Annotated in this window: 19 protein-coding genes; 11 read left to right on the forward strand and 8 right to left on the reverse strand. The window is 64.0% G+C overall.

All coding sequences use genetic code 11. From position 1 onward, the window contains the following. The first annotated feature begins 32 nt into the window (after positions 1 to 32). Positions 33 to 743, forward strand: a complete 711-nt coding sequence (gene mtgA / locus A0O30_RS10760; RefSeq protein ID WP_105946456.1) for a monofunctional biosynthetic peptidoglycan transglycosylase — start codon at positions 33 to 35, stop codon at positions 741 to 743. A gap of 95 nt (positions 744 to 838) precedes the next feature. Here the strand turns inward: mtgA and rpoH are convergent, their stop codons facing one another. The 4 genes from rpoH to ftsY form a co-directional block, all read right to left on the reverse strand. Continuing rightward, positions 839 to 1693: an RNA polymerase sigma factor RpoH gene (rpoH, locus tag A0O30_RS10765; protein WP_015272155.1), complete on the reverse strand. Its 855-nt coding sequence runs from the start codon at positions 1691 to 1693 to the stop codon at positions 839 to 841. A 111-nt stretch (positions 1694 to 1804) separates the two neighbouring features. Then, on the reverse strand, positions 1805 to 2830 hold the full coding sequence (gene ftsX / locus A0O30_RS10770; RefSeq protein ID WP_016712522.1) for a permease-like cell division protein FtsX: 1026 nt from the start codon (positions 2828 to 2830) through the stop codon (positions 1805 to 1807). Continuing rightward, complete coding sequence (gene ftsE / locus A0O30_RS10775) at positions 2827 to 3498, reverse strand: cell division ATP-binding protein FtsE (RefSeq protein WP_012274659.1); 672 nt, start codon at positions 3496 to 3498, stop codon at positions 2827 to 2829. Before ftsE ends, ftsX begins: the two co-directional genes overlap by 4 nt. A 2-nt stretch (positions 3499 to 3500) precedes the next feature. Beyond that, entirely contained in the window at positions 3501 to 5063 is a 1563-nt protein-coding gene (gene ftsY / locus A0O30_RS10780) for a signal recognition particle-docking protein FtsY (protein ID WP_105946457.1), read from the reverse strand. A gap of 231 nt (positions 5064 to 5294) precedes the next feature. On the opposite strand from ftsY, the gene A0O30_RS10790 reads away from it, so the two are divergent. From A0O30_RS10790 to A0O30_RS10805, 4 genes are read left to right on the forward strand one after another with little or no spacing between them, the layout of a single operon-like run. Next, a complete protein-coding gene (locus A0O30_RS10790) occupies positions 5295 to 6650 on the forward strand; it encodes a pitrilysin family protein (protein ID WP_105946458.1) in 1356 nt (451 codons plus the stop codon). Further along, complete coding sequence (locus tag A0O30_RS10795) at positions 6643 to 8133, forward strand: pitrilysin family protein (RefSeq protein ID WP_105946459.1); 1491 nt, start codon at positions 6643 to 6645, stop codon at positions 8131 to 8133. Before A0O30_RS10790 ends, A0O30_RS10795 begins: the two co-directional genes overlap by 8 nt. Continuing rightward, complete coding sequence (rsmD, locus tag A0O30_RS10800; RefSeq protein ID WP_060498072.1) at positions 8133 to 8747, forward strand: 16S rRNA (guanine(966)-N(2))-methyltransferase RsmD; 615 nt, start codon at positions 8133 to 8135, stop codon at positions 8745 to 8747. Before A0O30_RS10795 ends, rsmD begins: the two co-directional genes overlap by 1 nt. A gap of 60 nt (positions 8748 to 8807) precedes the next feature. Further along, the gene (locus A0O30_RS10805) at positions 8808 to 9800 is read left to right on the forward strand and encodes a hydrolase (RefSeq protein ID WP_105946460.1); all 993 of its coding nucleotides are present in this window, start codon (positions 8808 to 8810) and stop codon (positions 9798 to 9800) included. A 12-nt stretch (positions 9801 to 9812) separates the two neighbouring features. On the opposite strand, the gene A0O30_RS10810 is transcribed toward A0O30_RS10805, so the two are convergent. Together A0O30_RS10810 and A0O30_RS10815 are read right to left on the reverse strand one after the other, a co-directional pair. Then, entirely contained in the window at positions 9813 to 10667 is an 855-nt protein-coding gene (locus A0O30_RS10810) for a sulfurtransferase (protein WP_105946461.1), read from the reverse strand. A gap of 35 nt (positions 10668 to 10702) precedes the next feature. After that, the gene (locus A0O30_RS10815) at positions 10703 to 11368 is read right to left on the reverse strand and encodes a TetR/AcrR family transcriptional regulator (protein WP_019097917.1); all 666 of its coding nucleotides are present in this window, start codon (positions 11366 to 11368) and stop codon (positions 10703 to 10705) included. 151 nt (positions 11369 to 11519) lie between these two features. Between A0O30_RS10815 and A0O30_RS10820 the strand changes: the two genes are divergently transcribed. The 5 genes from A0O30_RS10820 to A0O30_RS10840 all read left to right on the forward strand — a co-directional run bounded on the left by A0O30_RS10820 (position 11520) and on the right by A0O30_RS10840 (position 16017). Continuing rightward, a complete protein-coding gene (locus tag A0O30_RS10820; RefSeq protein WP_105946462.1) occupies positions 11520 to 12950 on the forward strand; it encodes a coniferyl aldehyde dehydrogenase in 1431 nt (476 codons plus the stop codon). A 10-nt stretch (positions 12951 to 12960) separates the two neighbouring features. Further along, the gene (locus A0O30_RS10825; RefSeq protein ID WP_105946463.1) at positions 12961 to 13446 is read left to right on the forward strand and encodes a twin-arginine translocation pathway signal protein; all 486 of its coding nucleotides are present in this window, start codon (positions 12961 to 12963) and stop codon (positions 13444 to 13446) included. Between the two features lie 20 nt (positions 13447 to 13466). Further along, entirely contained in the window at positions 13467 to 15065 is a 1599-nt protein-coding gene (locus A0O30_RS10830) for a GMC family oxidoreductase (RefSeq protein ID WP_105946464.1), read from the forward strand. A gap of 112 nt (positions 15066 to 15177) precedes the next feature. Continuing rightward, positions 15178 to 15657, forward strand: a complete 480-nt coding sequence (gene coaD, locus A0O30_RS10835; RefSeq protein ID WP_014861498.1) for a pantetheine-phosphate adenylyltransferase — start codon at positions 15178 to 15180, stop codon at positions 15655 to 15657. 108 nt (positions 15658 to 15765) lie between these two features. Continuing rightward, entirely contained in the window at positions 15766 to 16017 is a 252-nt protein-coding gene (locus A0O30_RS10840; RefSeq protein WP_016489663.1) for a YfhL family 4Fe-4S dicluster ferredoxin, read from the forward strand. 30 nt (positions 16018 to 16047) lie between these two features. On the opposite strand, the gene mutM is transcribed toward A0O30_RS10840, so the two are convergent. Together mutM and A0O30_RS10850 are read right to left on the reverse strand one after the other, a co-directional pair. After that, positions 16048 to 16860: a bifunctional DNA-formamidopyrimidine glycosylase/DNA-(apurinic or apyrimidinic site) lyase gene (gene mutM, locus A0O30_RS10845; protein ID WP_016712536.1), complete on the reverse strand. Its 813-nt coding sequence runs from the start codon at positions 16858 to 16860 to the stop codon at positions 16048 to 16050. Between the two features lie 3 nt (positions 16861 to 16863). Further along, positions 16864 to 17682: an HDOD domain-containing protein gene (locus tag A0O30_RS10850; RefSeq protein WP_174244685.1), complete on the reverse strand. Its 819-nt coding sequence runs from the start codon at positions 17680 to 17682 to the stop codon at positions 16864 to 16866. Positions 17683 to 17860: 178 nt separating this feature from the next. Between A0O30_RS10850 and A0O30_RS10855 the strand changes: the two genes are divergently transcribed. Further along, complete coding sequence (locus A0O30_RS10855; RefSeq protein WP_060498080.1) at positions 17861 to 19057, forward strand: class I SAM-dependent rRNA methyltransferase; 1197 nt, start codon at positions 17861 to 17863, stop codon at positions 19055 to 19057. Positions 19058 to 19266 lie beyond the last annotated feature (209 nt).

The following is a 19266-nucleotide window of genomic DNA, read 5'->3' on the forward strand; positions in this document are numbered from 1 at the left end:
GCCCCTTCCACCCGTACGGCCAAGCCATCGCCATGCTTCCAACTCTTCTGCGCCGCCTTTCCCGTGCCCTGCTCTGGTTCGCAGCCGGCAGCATCGTGCTGGTGCTGGTGTTCCGCTGGGTGCCACCGCCCGGTACGGCACTGATGATCGAGCGCAAGGTGCAATCGTGGGTCAGCGGCGAGCCGATCGACCTGCAACGCGACTGGGAGCCGTGGGAGAACATCTCCGATGAACTGAAGGTTGCGGTCATTGCGGGCGAGGACCAGAAGTTCGCCAGCCATTGGGGGTTCGACATCCCGGCCATCCAGGCGGCGCTGGCTTATAACGAGCGCGGCGGCAGTGTTCGCGGTGCCAGCACCCTGACCCAGCAAGTGGCCAAGAACCTGTTTTTGTGGTCCGGGCGCAGCTGGTTCCGCAAAGGGCTGGAGGCGTGGTTCACGGCCTTGATCGAGCTGTTCTGGTCGAAGGAACGCATTCTTGAGGTTTATCTGAACAGTGCCGAATGGGGCAAGGGCGTGTTCGGCGCCCAAGCGGCGGCGCGCTATCACTTTGGCGTGGATGCCAGCAGGCTCAGCCGCCAGCAAGCGGCGCAACTGGCGGCGGTGCTGCCGAGCCCGATCAAGTGGAGTGCCAGCCGGCCAAGTGCCTATGTGGCAAGCCGGGCCGGGTGGATTCGCCGGCAGATGAGCCAGTTGGGTGGACCTGGCTACCTGATGCAACTCGATACTTCACGCAAGCTTTGAGTCTTTTGGGGCTGCTGCGCAGCCCCAATATTTCACAGGCAAAAAAAGCCGCTCACCCTATCCAGGCCAGCGGCTTTGTTTGCAGCCAGGCTTGATCAGACTGCGATCAACGCCTTGACCTTGTTCATCGCATTCTTCTCCAGCTGGCGAATCCGCTCAGCCGACACGCTGTACTTGTCTGCCAGTTCATGCAGCGTGGCCTTCTCTTCCGCCAACCAGCGCTGGTAGAGAATATCGCGGCTACGTTCATCCAGCCCTTGCAGCGCTTCGTGCAGGTTGCTGGTGGAGTTGTCGCTCCAGTCGGCATCCTCCAGTTGCACCGCCGGGTCGTACCGGTGGTCTTCCAGGTAGTGCGCTGGCGACTGGAAGGCGCTGTCGTCATCCGCCTCGGCTGCCGGGTCGAACGCCATGTCCTGGCCACTCAGGCGGCTTTCCATCTCACGCACTTCACGCGGCTCTACGCCAAGGCTTTCTGCCACGCGATGCACTTCGTCGTTGTTCAGCCAGGCCAGACGCTTCTTCTGGCTACGCAGGTTGAAGAACAGTTTACGCTGGGCCTTGGTGGTCGCCACCTTGACGATACGCCAGTTGCGCAGGATGAATTCGTGGATTTCTGCCTTGATCCAGTGCACGGCGAACGACACCAGGCGCACGCCCATTTCCGGGTTAAAGCGCTTGACGGCTTTCATCAGGCCGACGTTGCCTTCCTGGATCAGGTCGGCCTGGGCCAGCCCGTAACCCGCATAGCTACGGGCGATGTGTACGACGAAACGCAGGTGGGCCATCACCATTTGACGAGCGGCCTCGACATCCTGCTCATAATAGAGACGCTCGCCCAGATCACGCTCCTGCTCGACCGTCAGCAGCGGGATGCTGTTGACCGTGTGCACATAGGCTTCCAGGTTTGCACCGGGCACCAGGGCATAGGCAGGTTGCAACGATGTGGTCATTCAAGAACCTCCGACTTACTAAACTCGCGCCTTGTGGGCGCTGCCAACATTGACCTGGAACGACGGTACAAGTTCCATAGTGAAGAAAATGTCAATGCTGGCATGTAAAAACTATCGCGGTGCCAGCTCGTTCAGGTGACGAGCGACTGCGATCCATGCACCGATATACCCCAACAACACTGCTCCGATCAAGAGCGACAGACCATCGGACGCCGGCACACCCCCCAGGGCGAAATCACTGCCATACAGCCCGGAAAGCCCTACAACCGCCTCGTTCAGCCAGTTCAGGCCAAACGCCAGGATGCCCCACGCCAACAGGCCCGCACCCAGGCCATACAGGGCTCCCATATACAGGAAAGGCCGGCGTACGTAGGCGTCGGTGCCGCCGACCAGCTTGATCACTTCGATCTCGATCCGGCGGTTTTCAATGTGTAGACGAATTGTGTTACCGATTACTAACAGCAGGGCAGAAATCAGCATCACGGCCAGGCCGAAGACGAAGCGGTCACCCAGCTTGAGGATGGCTGCCAGGCGCTCGACCCACACCAGGTCCAGTTGCGCCACTTCAACCCGTGGCAGCTCCGACAGACGCTGACGCAAAGCTTCCAGGGCCGGTTTGTCGACCTCGGTCGGGGTCACGACCACCACGCCAGGCAATGGGTTGTCGGGCAGTTCACGCAGGGCCTCGCCCAGGCCGGACTGCTGCTGAAATTCCTCCAGCGCCTGCTCACGGCTGACATATTGCGCGTCCGCCACACCGGGCATGCCCTTGATCTCATCCCGCAGCGCCTCACCATCACGGCTGCCGGCATCCAGCTTGAGGAACAGCGAAATTTGCGCGGCGCGCTGCCACGAGCCGCCAAGCTGCTCGATGTTCTTCAGCAACAACGACAGGCCCATGGGCATGCTCAGCGCCACCGCCATCACCAGACAGGTGAAAAAGCTGCCGATCGGCTGCTTGCCCAAGCGGCGCAGGCTGTCGGCCATGCTGGCACGGTGGCTTTCCAGCCAGGCATGCAGCAGCGTGCGGAAATCCGGGCCATCATCGTCTTCGCCGCGCTTTTTCTTCGCCGGTTGCGGGTCAGCGGGCTTTGGTGCAACCCGCTCGGAAACCTTCGGCGTACGTGTAGTGCTCATTGCCCGGCCTCCCCATCGCCGATCAAGCGGCCGCGCTGCAAGGTCAGCATGCGGTGGCGCATGCGCGCAATCAGTGCCAGGTCGTGGCTGGCGATCAATACCGTGGTACCCAGGCGGTTGATGTCCTCGAACACGCCCATGATCTCTGCGGCCAGGCGCGGGTCGAGGTTACCGGTGGGTTCGTCGGCCAGCAGCAGGGCCGGCTGGTGGACGATGGCGCGGGCAATGCCTACCCGCTGCTGCTGCCCGGTGGACAGGTCGGCCGGGAACAGTTCGCCCTTGTCGGACAGCGATACACGCTCCAGGGCCGAATCCACGCGCTTGGCGATCTCGGCCTTGGACAGGCCGAGAATCTGCAGGGGCAAGGCGATGTTGTTGAACACCGTGCGGTCGAACAACAGCTGGTGGTTCTGAAATACCACGCCGATCTGCCGGCGCAGGAACGGGATCTGCGCATTGCTGATCTGGCCCAGGTCCTGCCCGGCCAGCATGAGCTTGCCGCTGGTCGGGCGCTCCATGGCCAGCAACAGGCGCAGCAAGGTGCTCTTGCCAGCGCCCGAGTGCCCGGTGACGAACAGGAACTCGCCCCGGCGCGCCCGGAAACTCAGCTCATGCAAACCCACATGACCATTGGGATAGCGCTTGGCAACCTGTTCGAATCGGATCATGGTCAGTCTCGCTCGGCGAACAGAGCCTTGACGAACGGCTCGGCTTCGAAGGTACGCAGGTCGTCGATGCCTTCACCCACACCGATGAAGCGGATCGGAATGTTGAACTGCTTGGCCAGGGCAAAGATCACCCCGCCCTTGGCAGTGCCGTCCAGCTTGGTCAGGGCCAGGCCAGTCAGTTCGACGCTCTGGTTGAAGTACTTGGCCTGGCTGATGGCGTTCTGGCCAGTACCGGCGTCGAGCACCAGCAGCACCTCGTGCGGCGCATCGGCGTCGAGCTTGCCGATAACCCGGCGGACCTTCTTCAGCTCTTCCATCAAGTTGTCTTTGGTGTGCAGGCGGCCGGCGGTGTCAGCGATCAGCACGTCGGCGCCACGGGCCTTGGCGGCTTGAACGGCGTCGAAGATCACCGACGCGGAGTCGGCACCGGTATGCTGGGCGATTACCGGAATCTGGTTACGCTCGCCCCACACTTGCAACTGCTCGACCGCTGCGGCACGGAAAGTATCGCCAGCGGCCAGCATCACTTTTTTGCCTTCCATCTGCAGCTTCTTGGCCAGCTTGCCGATGGTGGTGGTCTTGCCGGCGCCGTTCACGCCAACCACGAGGATGACGTAAGGCTTGTTTTGCGCCTGTACTTTAAGCGGCTGCTCGACCGGGCGCAGCAGTGCGGCCAGCTCTTCCTGCAGCGACTTGTACAGGGCATCGGCGTCGGCCAACTGCTTGCGCGCGACCTTCTGGGTCAGGTTCTGGACGATGGCCGAGGTGGCTTCCACGCCGACGTCAGCCGTCAGCAAACGGGTCTCGATCTCGTCGAGCAGGTCGTCGTCGATGACTTTCTTGCCCAGGAACAGGCTGGCCATGCCCTCGCCGATGCTGGCGCTGGTCTTCGACAGGCCCTGCTTCAGGCGGGCGAAGAAGCCGGGTTTGGCTTGTTCGACAACGGCTGGGGCAGCGACAGGGGCCGGCTCTGGCTCGACAGGCGCTGCTACCGGGCGCTCGGGGATTGCTGGCGGGGCCTTTGGCTCCAGATCGGGAACCAGAGCAACGGGCTCTTCGGCAACGGGCAGGACCAGGTTGCTGACAGGGGGCTCGACGGCATGAATGACTGGGGCTGCTACAGGTGCAGGGGTTTCGACCTGCGGGGCGGCAGGCTCTGCATTCGCGGGCACGCCCGCTCCCACAGGGGCCGGGGTTGGCTCAGGGGCCTGGGTAACCACAGGGGCCGGGGTTGGCTCAGGGGCCTGGGTAACCACAGGGGCAGGTGCCGGCTCGAATACCGGAGTCGCCACTGGCGCCGTTGCAGGCTCAGAGGCCAAGGCTGGCTCGGCAGCCCGAGGGGCCTCAGCTACAGCTGCGGGGGCTGCTGCAACCACCGGCTCGACCGGAGCGGCTTCAGGGCGCTCGACGGCGGGCTGCGGCGCTACGGGTTCTGCAGCCTGGGGTTCGGGGGCTTGTGGCTGTTCGGCGACAGGTTGCTGCGGCTTCTTTCGAAACCAGCTGAACAGGCCTTTCTTTTCGCCAGCCTCGGCCGGCGCTTTTTTGTCGTCGTTGGAACCAAACATGGAGGACGGCTATCTCAGGGTAGCGATGAGCCAGCAATGGCACATCGGGAATTCTCTCTACGCAGAACAGACTATCTTGAAGCCTGCTGGTTCATGCGCAACGTTTTGTCTTAGTGTCCTGTGGGCCAGAACGGCGACAGGCATGGTCGCCAGGCAACCGGATCAGTATCCTAGCACCTCCTGGCCCGTCGACGCTAAACCCAGCGGGCCGCCGAACAGGTTAAACACCGTATGAATGCTCTAGCCCGCCGCGCCGCTGGCCTGTTGTTCGGCACGCTCTGCCTGCCGCTCGCGGCCCTCGCCGCCGATGTGCAACCCACCCACGAATTCATTCTCGACAATGGCCTGAAAGTGGTCGTGCGCGAAGACCACCGCGCCCCGGTGGTGGTCTCGCAGATCTGGTACAAGGTGGGCTCCAGCTACGAGACCCCGGGCCAGACCGGCTTGTCCCACGCGCTGGAACACATGATGTTCAAGGGCAGCGCCAAGGTCGGCCCCGGCGAAGCTTCGCGCATCCTGCGTGACCTGGGCGCCGACGAAAACGCCTTCACCAGCGACGACTACACCGCTTACTACCAGGTGCTGGCCCGCGACCGCCTGCCGGTAGCCCTGGAGCTGGAGGCTGACCGCCTGGCCAGTTTGCGCCTGCCCGCCGACGAGTTCAGCCGCGAAATCGAGGTCATCAAGGAAGAGCGCCGCCTGCGTACGGACGACCAGCCCAATCAAAAGGCGTTTGAGCTGTTCCGCGCCATGGCCTACCCGGCCAGCGGCTACCACACCCCGACCATCGGCTGGATGGCCGACCTTGAACGTATGAAGGTCGAGGAGCTGCGCCACTGGTACGAGTCCTGGTACGCGCCCAACAACGCGACGCTGGTGGTGGTCGGCGATGTGACCGCCGACGAGGTCAAGGGCCTGGCGCAGAAGTATTTCGGCAGCATTCCGAAGCGCGCCGTGCCACCGGCCAAACTGCCCCTGGAACTGGCCGAACCTGGCCAGCGCCAGTTGACCCTGCATGTACGCACCCAACTGCCCAGCCTGATCTACGGCTTCAACGTGCCCGGCCTGCCCACCGCCAAGGACCCACGCACCGTGCACGCCCTGCGCCTGATCTCGGCCCTGCTCGACGGCGGCTACAGCGCCCGCATGCCGGCACGCCTGGAGCGTGGTCAGGAGCTGGTGGCCGGCGCTTCTTCCAGCTACAACGCCTTCACCCGCGGCGACAGCCTGTTCCTGATTTCGGCTACGCCGAACGTGCAGAAGCAGAAAACCCTCGCCGATGTCGAAAAAGGCATCTGGCAGTTGCTTGAAGAACTCAAGACCACCCCGCCCAGCGCCGAAGAGCTCGAACGCGTACGCGCTCAGGTCATCGCAGGCCTGGTCTACGACCGCGACTCCATCAGCAGCCAGGCCACCACCATCGGCCAGCTGGAAACCGTCGGCCTGTCCTGGAAGCTGATCGACAGCGAGCTGGACGAGCTCAAGCGTGTCACCCCGCAGGACATCCAGAACGCCGCGCGCACCTATTTCACCCGCGAACGCCTGAGCGTTGCCCATGTACTGCCCGAGGAGTCCGCTCATGAGTGATCGCCGCGCACCACGCCCAACCCTGCTGGCCACGGGTATCCGCGCCCTGGCGCTGGCGACCGTGCTGGCCGCCCCGGCCATGGCCGACAACGCCGCCAAGGCCGACAGCAGCGCCGCTCGCCCAGCCAACACCTTGCAATCCTTGGCCGAACTGGATGGCAAGGCACCCAGCCGGCGCCAGTTGAACATTCAGCACTGGAACACCGCCGAAGGCGCCCGTGTGCTGTTCGTAGAAGCCCGCGAACTGCCCATGTTCGACCTGCGCGTCACCTTCGCCGCCGGCAGCAGCCAGGACGGCGTTACGCCAGGTGTGGCCGCGCTGACCAACGCCATGCTCAACGAGGGCGTGGCCGGCAAGGACGTGACCGCCATCGCCGAAGGTTTCGAGGGCCTGGGGGCGGACTTTGGCAACGGCTCCTACCGCGACATGGCGGTGGCCTCGCTGCGCAGCCTCAGCGCCAAGGACAAGCGCGAACCGGCCCTCAAACTGTTTACCGAGGTGGCCGGCAAGCCGACCTTCCCCGAAGACGCCCTCAAGCGCATCAAGAACCAGATGCTGGCCGGCTTCGAATACGAGAAGCAGAACCCCGGCAAGATCGCGGGCAAGGCGCTGTTCGGCAAGCTTTACGGCGATCACCCTTATGCCCACCCCAGCGACGGTACCGCCGAAAGCATCGACGGCATCACCCTGGCACAGCTGCGCGCCTTCCATACCAAAGCCTATACCGGCGGCAACGCGGTCATCGCGCTGGTCGGCGACCTGAGCCGCGCCGAAGCCGAAGCCATTGCGGCCCAGGTATCTGCCGGCCTGCCGAAGGGCCCGGCACTGGCCGCGCCAGCCCAGCCCACTGACGCCAAGGCTGGCCTGACTCACATCGACTTCCCGTCCAAGCAAACCCACCTGATGCTGGCCGAACTGGGTATCGACCGCCAGGACCCGGACTGGCCAGCCCTGTCGCTGGGCAACCAGATCCTCGGCGGCGGTGCGTTCGGCACCCGCCTGATGAGCGAAGTACGTGAAAAGCGCGGCCTGACCTACGGCGTGTACTCGGTGTTCAGCCCGATGCAGGTGCGCGGCCCCTTCATGATCAACCTGCAAACCCGCGCCGAGCTGAGCGAAGGCACGCTGAAGCTGGTGCAGGACATTCTTGCCGACTACCTCAAACAGGGCCCTACCCAGCAAGAGCTGGACGATGCCAAGCGTGAACTGGCCGGCAGCTTCCCGCTGTCCAATGCCAGCAACGCCAGCATCGTCGGGCAACTGGGTGCAATCGGCTTCTACAACCTGCCGCTGACCTGGCTGGAGGACTTCATGCAGCAGTCCCAGGCCCTCACCGTCGAACAGGTCAAGGCGGCCATGAACAAACACCTGTCAGCCGATAAACTGGTGATCGTCACCGTTGGCCCGAAAGTGCCACAAAAACCGCTGCCAGCCCCCACTGACAAGCCCTCCGAGCAGCCGCTCGGAGTACCGGAGCACTAATGCCAAGATCCACCCCTCCCGCCCGCCCCCAATCGGGCCAAAGCAAGGGCCAGGGCCACCTGCGCATCATCGCCGGCGAGTGGCGCAGCCGCCGCCTGGCGGTACCGGAAGGCGAAGGCCTGCGGCCAACGCCCGACCGCGTGCGCGAAACCGTGTTCAACTGGCTGGCACCTTACATCGAGGGCGCCCGCGTGCTGGACGCCTTCACCGGTAGCGGCGCCCTGGTGCTCGAAGCCCTGTCGCGCGGAGCCGAAGACGCCGTGGCGCTGGACAGCAACCCGGCGGCCATCGCCAACCTGAAGAACAACCTCGAAATCCTGCGCTGCCCGCGTGGGCAGATCCTGCAAACCGATGCCCTGCGCTACCTGCAAGGCCCGGCCAAGCAGCAGTTCGATGTGGTGTTCCTCGACCCGCCGTTCCACCAGGACCTGCTGGCCAACACCTGCAACCTGCTGGAGCAGAACCAGTGGCTGCGCGAACAGGCGTGGGTCTACACCGAAAGCGAAGCCGCGCCTTCAACCTTGCAACTGCCGGGCAACTGGCGCCTGCATCGCGAAAAGAAAACCGGTCAGGTGCACTACGCGCTCTGGCAAAGGGCCACAACCGACCAATAGCGCAGGTACTGTGGCGCTTTTTCATGGCACTCTAGGCAGGCACATCACGAGTCGCCCAGTATGCCCAGCCAAAGCGCCATATTTCGCCCGGCCACCGGCCTTTCCAACCCCCACCTGCAAACCCTGTGGGGGCCCCTGTGGCGCAAGCTGCCTGAACTGCAGCGCAACCGCGAGCGGCTGTGGCTGGCCGACGGCGACTTCATCGACCTCGACTGGCATGGCCCCCATGAACCCCATGCACCATTGGTGCTGGTGCTGCATGGGCTGACCGGCTCGTCGCATTCACCCTATGTGAAAGGCTTGCAGCAAGCGCTGCAAGGGCGCGGTTGGGCCAGCGTGGCAGCGAACTGGCGCGGTTGCTCGGGCGAACCCAACCTGCTACCACGCAGCTACCACTCCGGCGCCAGTGAAGACCTGGCAGAAATTGTCAGCCACCTGCGCGCCCAACGCCCCTTGGCGCCACTGTATGCAGTGGGCTACTCGCTGGGTGGCAATGTACTGTTGAAATACCTGGGCGAAAGCGGGGTTGCCAGCCAACTGGAAGCAGCGGTTGCAGTGTCGGTGCCCTTTCGTCTGGATCACTGTGCCGACCGTATCGGCCAGGGGTTCTCCAAGGTGTATCAGGCGCACTTCATGCGCGAAATGCTGGCGTATGTGCAGCTCAAACAGCGGCACTTCCACGCGCAGGGTCAGCATGATCGGCTGGCGGCGCTGGAGCGCCTGGGGCAACTGACCAACTTGCGCACCTTCTGGGACTTCGACGGCAAAGTCACCGCACCGCTTAACGGCTTTCGCGATGCGCACGACTACTATCGCCGCTCATCGAGCCACTTCTTCCTCGGCCAGAACCGCACGCCAACGCTGATCATCCATTCCAGCGATGACCCGTTCGTGTCCGGCCATAGCCTGCCAACGGCCCGTGAGCTGGCGCCACACACCTGCTTCGAACTGCACAGCCGCGGTGGTCATGTGGGCTTTGTCGATGGCAGCCTGCGAAATCCGGGGTACTACCTGGAGCGGCGGATTCCGCAGTGGCTGGTGGACGGCCAATAGGGCGTTTACCGATTACTCGCCTGTGGCTACGCCATGCTCCGGATCATTGATCCACTCGCTCCAGGACCCGGCATACAGCTTGCCCAACGGGTACCCCGCCAGCGCCAGCGCAAACAGGTTGTGGCAAGCCGTCACCCCAGACCCACAATAAGACACGAGCTGCTCCGGCGCGCGCCCGGCCAGCTTTTCGGCAAAGCGCTGCTTGAGCTGGTCCGTCGGCAAAAAGCACCCATCAGCCCCCAGGTTGTCGGTAAACGCTGCGCACTGGGCCCCGGGAATATGCCCCGCCACCGGATCGATCGGCTCCACTTCACCGCGAAAACGCGGCAAGGCACGCGCATCGATCAAGGTCAGGTCACTGCTACCCAGGCGCTTGCCCAGGTGGTCGGCATCGATCAGCAGCCTGGCGTCCGGCTCACCCTTGAAGTTGCCCCCGCGTTTGGGCGGCGGGTCCAGGCTCAGCGGCAGGTGCGCGGCATGCCAGGCCTTCAGGCCACCGTCGAGAATCGCCACACCGCTGCGCTTGCCCAGCCAGACCAACAGCCACCAGGCACGGGCGGCAAAGGCACCGGGGCCGTCGTCGTACAGCACCACCTCACTGTCGTTGTCCAGGCCCCACTCACGCAGGCGCGCGACCAGCCGCTGCGCATCGGGCAATGGGTGGCGCCCGGTGCGCCCCTTGCTCACCGGCCCACTGAGGTCGCGGTCAAGGTCGGCAAAATGCGCCCCGGCGATATGCCCTTGGGCATAGCTGCGCTGGCCATAGTCCACATCCTCAAGGGCAAAGCGGCAGTCGAGAATCACCAGCTTGGGCGCGTCCAGGCGCTCGGCCAACTGCTGCGGGGTGATCAATTGCGCAAGGGGCATGACAATCTCCTGATCGATGGCACTTGGGCCCTGGGCTAGAGCTCCAGGGCCTGGTTGAACGGTACATGGAATTCCTGGCACAGGGCGTCCACGGCAGCGCGGGCGTTGTCGGTCACGTAGCCGAGCTCCAGCACCAGCACCTGATAGACGCCGCGTTTGAAAGCTTCTTCACCCAAATGCGCGGAATGTTCACGCGTGGTGCTGAGAAAACGCACCCACGATGTCAGCACGATCCAGGCATTGATGGTCAGCGACTCGATCTGTGCCGGCGCCATGGCCAGAATGCCCGCCTCGACAAAGCCTCGGTAGATCGCCTGGCCCTGGCGCAGGCAACGCTCGGAAAAACGCCGGTAACGGGCGGCCAGTTCGGCATCGCTGTCCAGCAGGTGCTCCAGGTCGCGGTGCAGGAAGCGGTAGTTCCACATGGCGGCCAGCAAGGCCTTGAGGTAGAAGCGCTTGTCCTCCACGGTGGCCGCGCGGCCTTGTGGCGGGCGCAGGAAGCTGTCCACCAACTCTTCATACTGGCTGAACAACAGGGCGATGATCGCCTGCTTGTTGGGGAAGTGGTAATACAGGTTGCCGGGCGAGATTTCCATGTGCGCGGCAATGTGGTTGGTACTGACGCTGCGTTCGCCCTGCTGGTTGAACAGCTCCAGGCTGTTCTGCACGATGCGCTCTCGGGTCTTCATGCGCGGGGCCATGCTCAGCTCCCAGTCTGCGGGCCTACTTCAAAGGGCCATCTTACGGCGTATTGCAGGTGGAATGCACCGTTCGAACGTGTGGAAAAATTCGCACCATCGTGCAAATTAGAGTATAGGCTCTAGAGATTCCCTGCCCGGACTCGACACCGCCATGAACTCGCCCAGTGCCTTGCCCCCTGTGCAATCCGACCTCGACCTTGCAGCGTTTTTCGCAGCCCAGCGCCAGGCCTTTGCAGGTAACCCCCTGCCACCGGCCGCCCAGCGCCGGCAATGGCTGAAAAGCCTGCGTGAAGCCCTGTTGGCCAGCCAGGATGAGCTGATCGAGGCCATCAGCGAGGACTTTACCGGACGCAGCGCCGACGAAACCTTGCTGGCCGAGTTGCTGCCCTCGATACAGGGCCTGCGCCACGCCGAAAAACACCTGCAACGCTGGATGCGCGCCAGCCGGCGACGCGTTGGTCTGGCCTTCCAGCCAGCCAGCGCGCAGGTGCGATACCAACCGCTGGGGGTGGTCGGCATCATCGTGCCGTGGAACTACCCGCTATTCCTCGCCATCGGCCCGCTGACGTGCGCGCTGGCTGCCGGTAACCGGGTCATGCTCAAACTCAGCGAAGCCACACCCGCCAGTGGCCAGGCTTTGAAGCAACTACTGGAACGGGTATTCCCCTCCGACCTGGTCAGAGTGGTACTCGGCGAGGTTGAGGTGGGCCAGGCCTTCGCCCGCCTGCCCTTCGACCACCTGCTGTTCACCGGCGCCACCAGCGTGGGCCGCCAGGTGATGCTGGCTGCGGCGCAGAACCTGACGCCGGTCACCCTGGAACTGGGCGGCAAGTCGCCCGCCATCGTGTCGGACGACGTGCCCCTGGACACCGCCGCCGAGCGCATCGCCTTCGGCAAAACCCTCAACGCCGGCCAGACCTGCGTCGCCCCCGACTATGTGCTGGTGCCACGTGATCGGCTGGCGGCCTTCAGCGACGCCTACCAGCGCGCCGTTCAGCGCCTGTACCCGCGCGTCGCCGACAACCCTGACTACACCGCCATCATCAACCCGCGCCAGCTGCAGCGCTTGCAGCACCTGCTGGAGGATGCCCGCGCAAAAGGTGCGCAAGTGCTCGACCTGTACCCTGGCGAGCCCCGCCAAGGCCGACGCCTGCCACCACACCTGCTGCTGGAGGTGAGTGACGACATGCAGGTGATGCAGGACGAAATCTTCGGCCCGCTGCTGCCGCTGGTGCCCTACGACAGCCTCGACCAGGCGCTGGCCTACATCAACCAACGCCCGCGCCCGCTGGCGCTTTACTACTTCGGGTATGACCGGGCCGGGCAGGAACGCGTGCTGCGCCACACCCACTCCGGCGGCGTGTGCCTGAACGACACCCTGCTGCATGTGGCCCAGGACGACCTGCCCTTCGGCGGCATCGGCCCCTCGGGCATGAGCCACTACCATGGCCACGACGGTTTCCTGACCTTCAGCAAGGCCAAGGCCGTGCTGGCCAAGCAACGTTTCAACGCCGCGCGGCTGATCTACCCGCCTTATGGCAAAGCCTTGCAGCGCCTGGTCTACAAGCTGTTCATCCGCTGAGGGGCAGCCTATGCACCGTCGTGACCTGCTGCGTTTCAGCCTTGGTGCCAGCATCTTTCTGAGTGCAGCCGGCCTGGTCGGCTGCGCCGCGCAAACCAGCGCACAGGGTTACCAACTACTGCGCGACGACGACCTGCCACTGCTGCGTGCGCTGATCCCGGTGGTGCTGGCCGGCACGCTGGCCACCGATAAATCGGTGCTGCACAGCCTCGACCACAAGCTGGCGGCCTTGTCGCCGGAAATGCTCAAGCTCACCCGGCAACTGTTCGACGTGCTCAGCCTGCCGCTTACCCGTGGCCCGTTGACCGGCGTCTGGGGCGCCTGGGAACAGGCCAGCCCCACCCAAGTCACAGCCTTCCTGCAACGTTGGCAGGACAACTCACTGAACCTGCTGCGCATGGGCCACGCTTCATTGCTGCAGCTGCTGCAAATGGCCTGGTACGAACGCCCCGAGTCCTGGGCCGCCTGCGGTTACCCGGGCCCACCGAAAATCTGAAAACAACAAGAGCATCGCCAATGCCTGTAGCCGACCCGTTTCGCCAAGGCCTCGAACGCGGCTGGATCACCCATGACGCGTCACGCCTGGAGCACGACCTTTTGCTGGAGGCCGATATTGCCGTGATTGGCAGCGGTGCCGGCGGTGCCACCAGCGCACAAATGCTCAGCGCCGCCGGTTTCAAGGTGCTGCTGATCGAAGAAGGCCCGCTCAAGACCAGCAGCGACTTCCACCTGCTGGAGAGCGAGGCTTATGCCAGCCTGTATCAGGAGGGCCTGGGGCGCATGAGCAAGGATGGCGCCATCACCATCCTGCAAGGCCGCGCCGTTGGCGGCACCACGCTGGTGAACTGGACGTCGAGCTTTCGTACCCCGCCGCAGACGTTGGCCCACTGGGCCTCGGCCCACGGCGTGACGGGCCTGGGCGAAGATGACCTGCGCCCCTGGTTCGAACGCATGGAGCAGGAACTGGGCATTACGCCATGGGCCATGCCACCCAATGCCAACAACGACGTACTGCGCCGGGGCTGCGAACAACTGGGTTACCGCTGGGCGGTGATCCCGCGCAACGTGCGCGGCTGCTGGAACCTGGGCTACTGCGGCATGGGCTGCCCGGTGAATGCCAAGCAATCGATGTTGGTAACCCGTATTCCCGCCACCCTCGACCATGGCGGCGAACTGCTGTACCTGGCCCGGGCCGAGCGCTTCACCCACAACGGCGAGCGCATCCAGAGCCTCACATGCCAGGCCCTGGATGCCCGAGGCATACACCCCACCGGCAGGCAGGTCAGCGTCCGCGCGCGCCATTACCTGCTCGCTGGCGGCGGCATCAACAGCCCGGCCCTGCTGCTGCGTTCCGACGCACCGGACCCCCATGGTCGCCTGGGCAAGCGCACCTTCCTGCACCTGGTGAACTTCAGCGCTGCGCGCTTCAAGGACCGGATCGACCCCTACTATGGCGCCCCGCAGTCCATCTACAGCGACCACTTCCAGTGGCAAGGCGGCACGGATGGCCCGGTCGGCTACAAACTGGAAGTGCCGCCGTTGCACCCGGCCCTGGCCAGCACCCTGCTGGGTGGGCACGGACAGGAAAACGCCCAGCGTATGGCCGAGTTGCCGCACACCCATGTGATGTTGGCGCTGCTGCGCGATGGCTTCCACCCCGAGAGCCAGGGCGGTGCCGTGGAGCTGCGTGGCGATGTCTCACCGGTGCTCGATTACCCGGTCACCGACTACCTGCGCGACGGCTTGCGCCGCGCCTATCGCAGCATGGCGCAGATCCAGTTTGCCGCCGGCGCTACCCAGGTCACCCCCGTGCACAGCGATGCCAGCGCCACGTCCAGCCTGGAACAGGCCTTGGCCATGATCGACACGTTGCGCCTGGAACCCTTCCGCACACGCCTGGGCAGTGCCCATGTGATGGGGGGCTGTGCGCTGGGCGAAGACCCGCGCCAAGCGGTGTGTGACAGCCTGGGCCGTCACCACCAGCTGGAAAACCTGTCCGTCCACGACGGTTCGCTGTTCCCCACCAGCATCGGCGCCAACCCGCAACTCTCGGTGTATGCCATCAGCGCCAGGCTCACCGAAGCACTGGTCGCCCGCCTGGCACGCAACGCATGACAACGAATACGCCCCCTGTCTATAGTGCCATCAGCCGGCCGCATGACTTGGCCGGGGCGCCGTCGCTGCGCTACCATCCGACTCCCCAACGCACTCCAGCCAGGATGACGCGATGAACCGAGTGTTGTACCCGGGTACTTTCGACCCCATTACCAAAGGCCATGGCGACCTGGTCGAGCGCGCTTCGCGGCTGTTCGACCATGTGATCATCGCAGTGGCGGCCAGCCCGAAGAAAAACCCCCTGTTCCCGCTGGAACAACGGGTGGAGCTCGCCCGTGAGGTCACCAAGCACCTGCCCAATGTCGAAGTCATCGGCTTCTCTTCCCTGTTGGCGCATTTCGCCAAGGAACAGGGCGCCAACGTCTTCCTGCGTGGCCTGCGTGCCGTGTCCGACTTCGAGTACGAGTTCCAGCTGGCCAACATGAACCGGCAACTGGCCCCCGATGTCGAGAGCCTGTTCCTCACGCCTTCGGAACGTTATTCGTTCATTTCCTCGACGTTGGTCCGGGAAATTGCCGCACTGGGTGGGGATATCAGCAAATTCGTCCATCCGGTGGTGGCCGAGGCGCTGACCGAACGCTTCAAGAAGTAAGCCTGATCGCCTGATTGTCGCGCCCGCGTGCACTGCGGGCGCGAATGCGGCACAATTGTGCCCATTGCGTTGAACATGCCCGGGCGGTGAGCCCCGGCCGGAGTCCCCATGTCCCTGATCATCACCGACGATTGCATCAACTGCGACGTCTGCGAACCCGAGTGCCCGAACGAGGCCATCTCCCAAGGCGAAGAGATCTACGTGATCGACCCTAACCTGTGCACCCAGTGCGTGGGCCACTACGACGAGCCGCAGTGCCAGCAGGTCTGCCCGGTCGACTGCATCCCGCTGGATGAAGCCCACCCGGAAACCGAAGAACAGCTGATGGCCAAGTACCGCCGCATTACCGGCAAGGACTGACCATCACCAGGCAAGGGCCTCGCCCTTGCCTCAGCGCTGGCAACGCGGGCAGTACACGCTCGCCCGCTGCCCCAGCTTCACCTCGCGCAACTCCGTGCCACACACCTTGCACGGCTGCCCGCCGCGACCATAGACGAACAATTCCTGCTGGAAGTACCCCGGCTGCCCATCGCCCCCGATAAAGTCGCGCAGGGTGGTGCCCCCTTGCTCGATTGCCGCCGCCAGCACCCGCTTGATCTCGATCGCCAGCTTCAGGTAGCGCGCCCGGGAAATCCCGCCCGCCTCGCGGCGTGGATCAATCCCTGCGGCAAACAGTGCCTCGGTGGCGTAGATGTTGCCCACCCCCACCACCACTGCGTTGTCCATGATGAAGGGCTTGACCGCCATCGACCGCCCGCGCGACAACTGGAACAGGCGTTCGCCATCGAACAGGTCGGTCAACGGCTCTGGCCCAAGGCGTAGCAGCAGTTCGTGGTTCAGCGGGTCCAGGCTCCACAGCATGGCCCCAAAGCGGCGCGGGTCGGTGTAGCGCAGCATCAGCCCCGACTCCAGCTCGATATCGACATGTTCATGCTTGGCCGCCGGCAAGCCCAGCTCGACCAGCCGCAGGTTGCCCGACATGCCAAGGTGGCTTATCAACGTGCCGACTTCGGCGTTGATCAACAGGTACTTGGCACGGCGCTCAACGCTGACAATGCGCTGCCCCGACAGGCGTACATCCAGGTCTTCCGGAACGGGCCAGCGCAGACGCCGGTCGCGCACCACCACACGGCTGACGCGTTGGCCTTCCAGGTGCGGCGCAATACCGCGCCGGGTGGTTTCTACTTCTGGCAATTCCGGCATGTGTCAGTGCCCGCCCAGCTCGCGAATGTTCTGCTTGAGGTTTTCGAAATCGTATTCCGACAACCCAATGTAATCGAGCACCAGCGGGCCCACCACATTCCATTCATGGTCCACCGCCTGGTTGCCCAGCACCCGGTAGGACGCGCAAATGTGCTCGGCCATCTTCAACACCGCCAGCAGGTTTTTCAGCTGGCTCTGGGTATTGCGCGAACTCTCGTCGCGAAACACCGCCAGGGCGTTATGGTGGTTGGCGATGGCCGCGCTAAGGTGCTCGGGCAGGCGCCAGGACTTGGCGGTGAAATAGCCGACCACCGAATGGTTGGTGTTGAACGTATGGTTTTCAGTATCGACCACGCGCGTTTCTTCGCCGGCCTTGGCGTAGGCCTCCTCCAGCACCTCCATGTAATTGGGGAAGCGCTTGAGCATCAAAGGCACGCCGCAGTCATGGAACAGGCCCAGAGTGTACGCCTCGTCCGCAGCCTGGATACCGGTGCGCTTGGCCAGGGTCAGGCAGGTGTTCGCCACGTCCTGGGCGGTATCCCAGAAGCGGTTGAGGGTAACGATGGTCTCGTCGCTCATCTCGCCCTTGATCGACTGGGCGTTGATCAGGTTGATGATCGAACGGCTGCCCAGCAGGTTCACCGCGCGCTGGATCGAGCCGATCTTGTTGGACAGGCCGAAGTGCGGCGAGTTAACCAGTTTGAGCAAGGCGCCGGAGAGGCCCGGGTCCTGGGAAATCAGCTTGGCGATGGTTTCCAGGTCCGGGTCAGGCATGTACTGCTCGAACTGCAGGTCAACCATGATCTGCGGTTGCGGCGGGATGGTGATGCCTTGCAAGGCTTGCTGGATCTGTTCGGCGCTGAGTTCTTGGGACATACGTGCACACTCGTTTAGGACGGGGGATTCTAACCCAGTTGAGTGCGCAAGCGCTTTGTCGCGCCTCGAACAGAAGTGCGGGCCAACAGGTTATACTCCCGCTCTTTTTTCCCGGAGCGACGTCATGTCCCTGCCCAGCCTTCGCCTCAAAGCCAATGCCGACCGCCGTCTGCGCGCCGGCCACCTGTGGGTCTACAGCAACGAAGTCGACGTCAGCGCGACCCCGCTGCAAGGCTTCCAGGCCGGTCAGCAGGCTGTTCTCGAGGCAGCCAACGGCAAGCCTCTGGGCATCGTTGCACTCAGCCCGAACAACCTGATCTGCGCCCGCTTGCTGTCGCGCGACATCAAGCTGCCGCTGGACAAGTCGCTGCTGGTTCACCGCCTGAACGTCGCCCTGTCGCTGCGTGAGCGCCTGTTCGACCAGCCGTGCTACCGCCTGGTCTATGGCGACTCCGACCTGCTGCCGGGCCTGGTGGTCGACCGCTTCTTCGACATCCTCGTGGTGCAGCTGGCCTCGGCCACCATGGAAGCGCACAAGGACGACGTGATTGCCGCCCTGGTTCAGGTGCTCAAGCCAAGCGGCATCCTGTTCAAGAACGACTCCGCCGCGCGTGACGCCGAAGGCTTGCAGCGCTATGTCGAAACCGTCTACGGCGAAGTACCGGACTGGGTGCCGCTGGAAGAGAACGGCGTCAAGTTCGAAGCCCCGGTGCGTGAAGGCCAGAAGACCGGCTGGTTCTACGACCACCGCATGAACCGTGCACGCCTGGCCCCCTATGTAAAAGGCAAGCGTGTACTCGACCTGTTCAGCTACATCGGTGGCTGGGGCGTGCAAGCGGGTGCCTTCGGCGCCAGCGAAGTGTTCTGTGTCGATGCTTCGGGCTTTGCCCTGGATGGCGTGGAGCGCAACGCGGCACTCAACGGCATCAGCGAGAAACTGACCTGCATCGAAGGCGACGTGTTCGAGGCCCTGCGCGAACTGAAGGCCGCCGAAGAGCGCTTCGACGTGATCATTGCCGACCCACCCGCCTTCATCAAGCGCAAGAAAGACCTGAAGAACGGCGAAGCGGCCTACCGCCGCCTGAACGAGCAGGCCATGCGCATGCTGAGCAAGGACGGCATCCTGGTCAGCGCCTCGTGCTCGATGCACCTGCCTGAGGACGACCTGCACAACATCCTGCTGACCAGCGCCCGCCACCTGGACCGCAACATGCAGCTGCTCGAGCGCGGCGGCCAAGGCCCGGACCACCCGGTGCACCCGGCCATTGCCGAGACCCGCTACATCAAGAGCATCACCTGCCGGTTGCTGCCAAACAGCTGATCTCTGCTAAAAAGGGCCGCCCAGCGGCCCTTTCCTGCCGCAAACTCCCCGCCAACCATCCACATCTGCATTCCCTCGCCGCGCCAGCGGTGTAGAATCGGCCTATTCATCGCCAGTCATCCCCGGCGGGTTTATGAGCTCTGGCCAAGCACGCGGCGATCCCGCGCGGTCTTCGGCCTCATCCGTGCCAGTGGCAACCGGCCTGCGGC

Origin of the sequence: Pseudomonas sp. LLC-1, from assembly GCF_002992185.1 — a bacterium.
Classification (GTDB): domain Bacteria; phylum Pseudomonadota; class Gammaproteobacteria; order Pseudomonadales; family Pseudomonadaceae; genus Aquipseudomonas; species Aquipseudomonas monteilii.

Excerpts from the sequence above, each read along its gene's own strand:
- ftsE (WP_012274659.1), bottom strand. The coding sequence starts at position 3,498 with ATGATCCGATTCGAACAGGTTGCCAAGCGCTATCCCAATGGTCATGTG.
- A0O30_RS10795 (WP_105946459.1), top strand. The coding sequence starts at position 6,643 with ATGAGTGATCGCCGCGCACCACGCCCAACCCTGCTGGCCACGGGTATC.
- A0O30_RS10830 (WP_105946464.1), top strand. The coding sequence starts at position 13,467 with ATGCCTGTAGCCGACCCGTTTCGCCAAGGCCTCGAACGCGGCTGGATC.
- A0O30_RS10810 (WP_105946461.1), bottom strand. The coding sequence starts at position 10,667 with ATGCCCCTTGCGCAATTGATCACCCCGCAGCAGTTGGCCGAGCGCCTG.
- A0O30_RS10790 (WP_105946458.1), top strand. The coding sequence starts at position 5,295 with ATGAATGCTCTAGCCCGCCGCGCCGCTGGCCTGTTGTTCGGCACGCTC.
- rsmD (WP_060498072.1), top strand. The coding sequence starts at position 8,133 with ATGCCAAGATCCACCCCTCCCGCCCGCCCCCAATCGGGCCAAAGCAAG.
- A0O30_RS10825 (WP_105946463.1), top strand. The coding sequence starts at position 12,961 with ATGCACCGTCGTGACCTGCTGCGTTTCAGCCTTGGTGCCAGCATCTTT.
- A0O30_RS10815 (WP_019097917.1), bottom strand. The coding sequence starts at position 11,368 with ATGGCCCCGCGCATGAAGACCCGAGAGCGCATCGTGCAGAACAGCCTG.
- A0O30_RS10820 (WP_105946462.1), top strand. The coding sequence starts at position 11,520 with ATGAACTCGCCCAGTGCCTTGCCCCCTGTGCAATCCGACCTCGACCTT.
- mutM (WP_016712536.1), bottom strand. The coding sequence starts at position 16,860 with ATGCCGGAATTGCCAGAAGTAGAAACCACCCGGCGCGGTATTGCGCCG.
- A0O30_RS10855 (WP_060498080.1), top strand. The coding sequence starts at position 17,861 with ATGTCCCTGCCCAGCCTTCGCCTCAAAGCCAATGCCGACCGCCGTCTG.
- rpoH (WP_015272155.1), bottom strand. The coding sequence starts at position 1,693 with ATGACCACATCGTTGCAACCTGCCTATGCCCTGGTGCCCGGTGCAAAC.
- ftsY (WP_105946457.1), bottom strand. The coding sequence starts at position 5,063 with ATGTTTGGTTCCAACGACGACAAAAAAGCGCCGGCCGAGGCTGGCGAA.
- coaD (WP_014861498.1), top strand. The coding sequence starts at position 15,178 with ATGAACCGAGTGTTGTACCCGGGTACTTTCGACCCCATTACCAAAGGC.
- A0O30_RS10805 (WP_105946460.1), top strand. The coding sequence starts at position 8,808 with ATGCCCAGCCAAAGCGCCATATTTCGCCCGGCCACCGGCCTTTCCAAC.
- mtgA (WP_105946456.1), top strand. The coding sequence starts at position 33 with ATGCTTCCAACTCTTCTGCGCCGCCTTTCCCGTGCCCTGCTCTGGTTC.
- A0O30_RS10840 (WP_016489663.1), top strand. The coding sequence starts at position 15,766 with ATGTCCCTGATCATCACCGACGATTGCATCAACTGCGACGTCTGCGAA.
- ftsX (WP_016712522.1), bottom strand. The coding sequence starts at position 2,830 with ATGAGCACTACACGTACGCCGAAGGTTTCCGAGCGGGTTGCACCAAAG.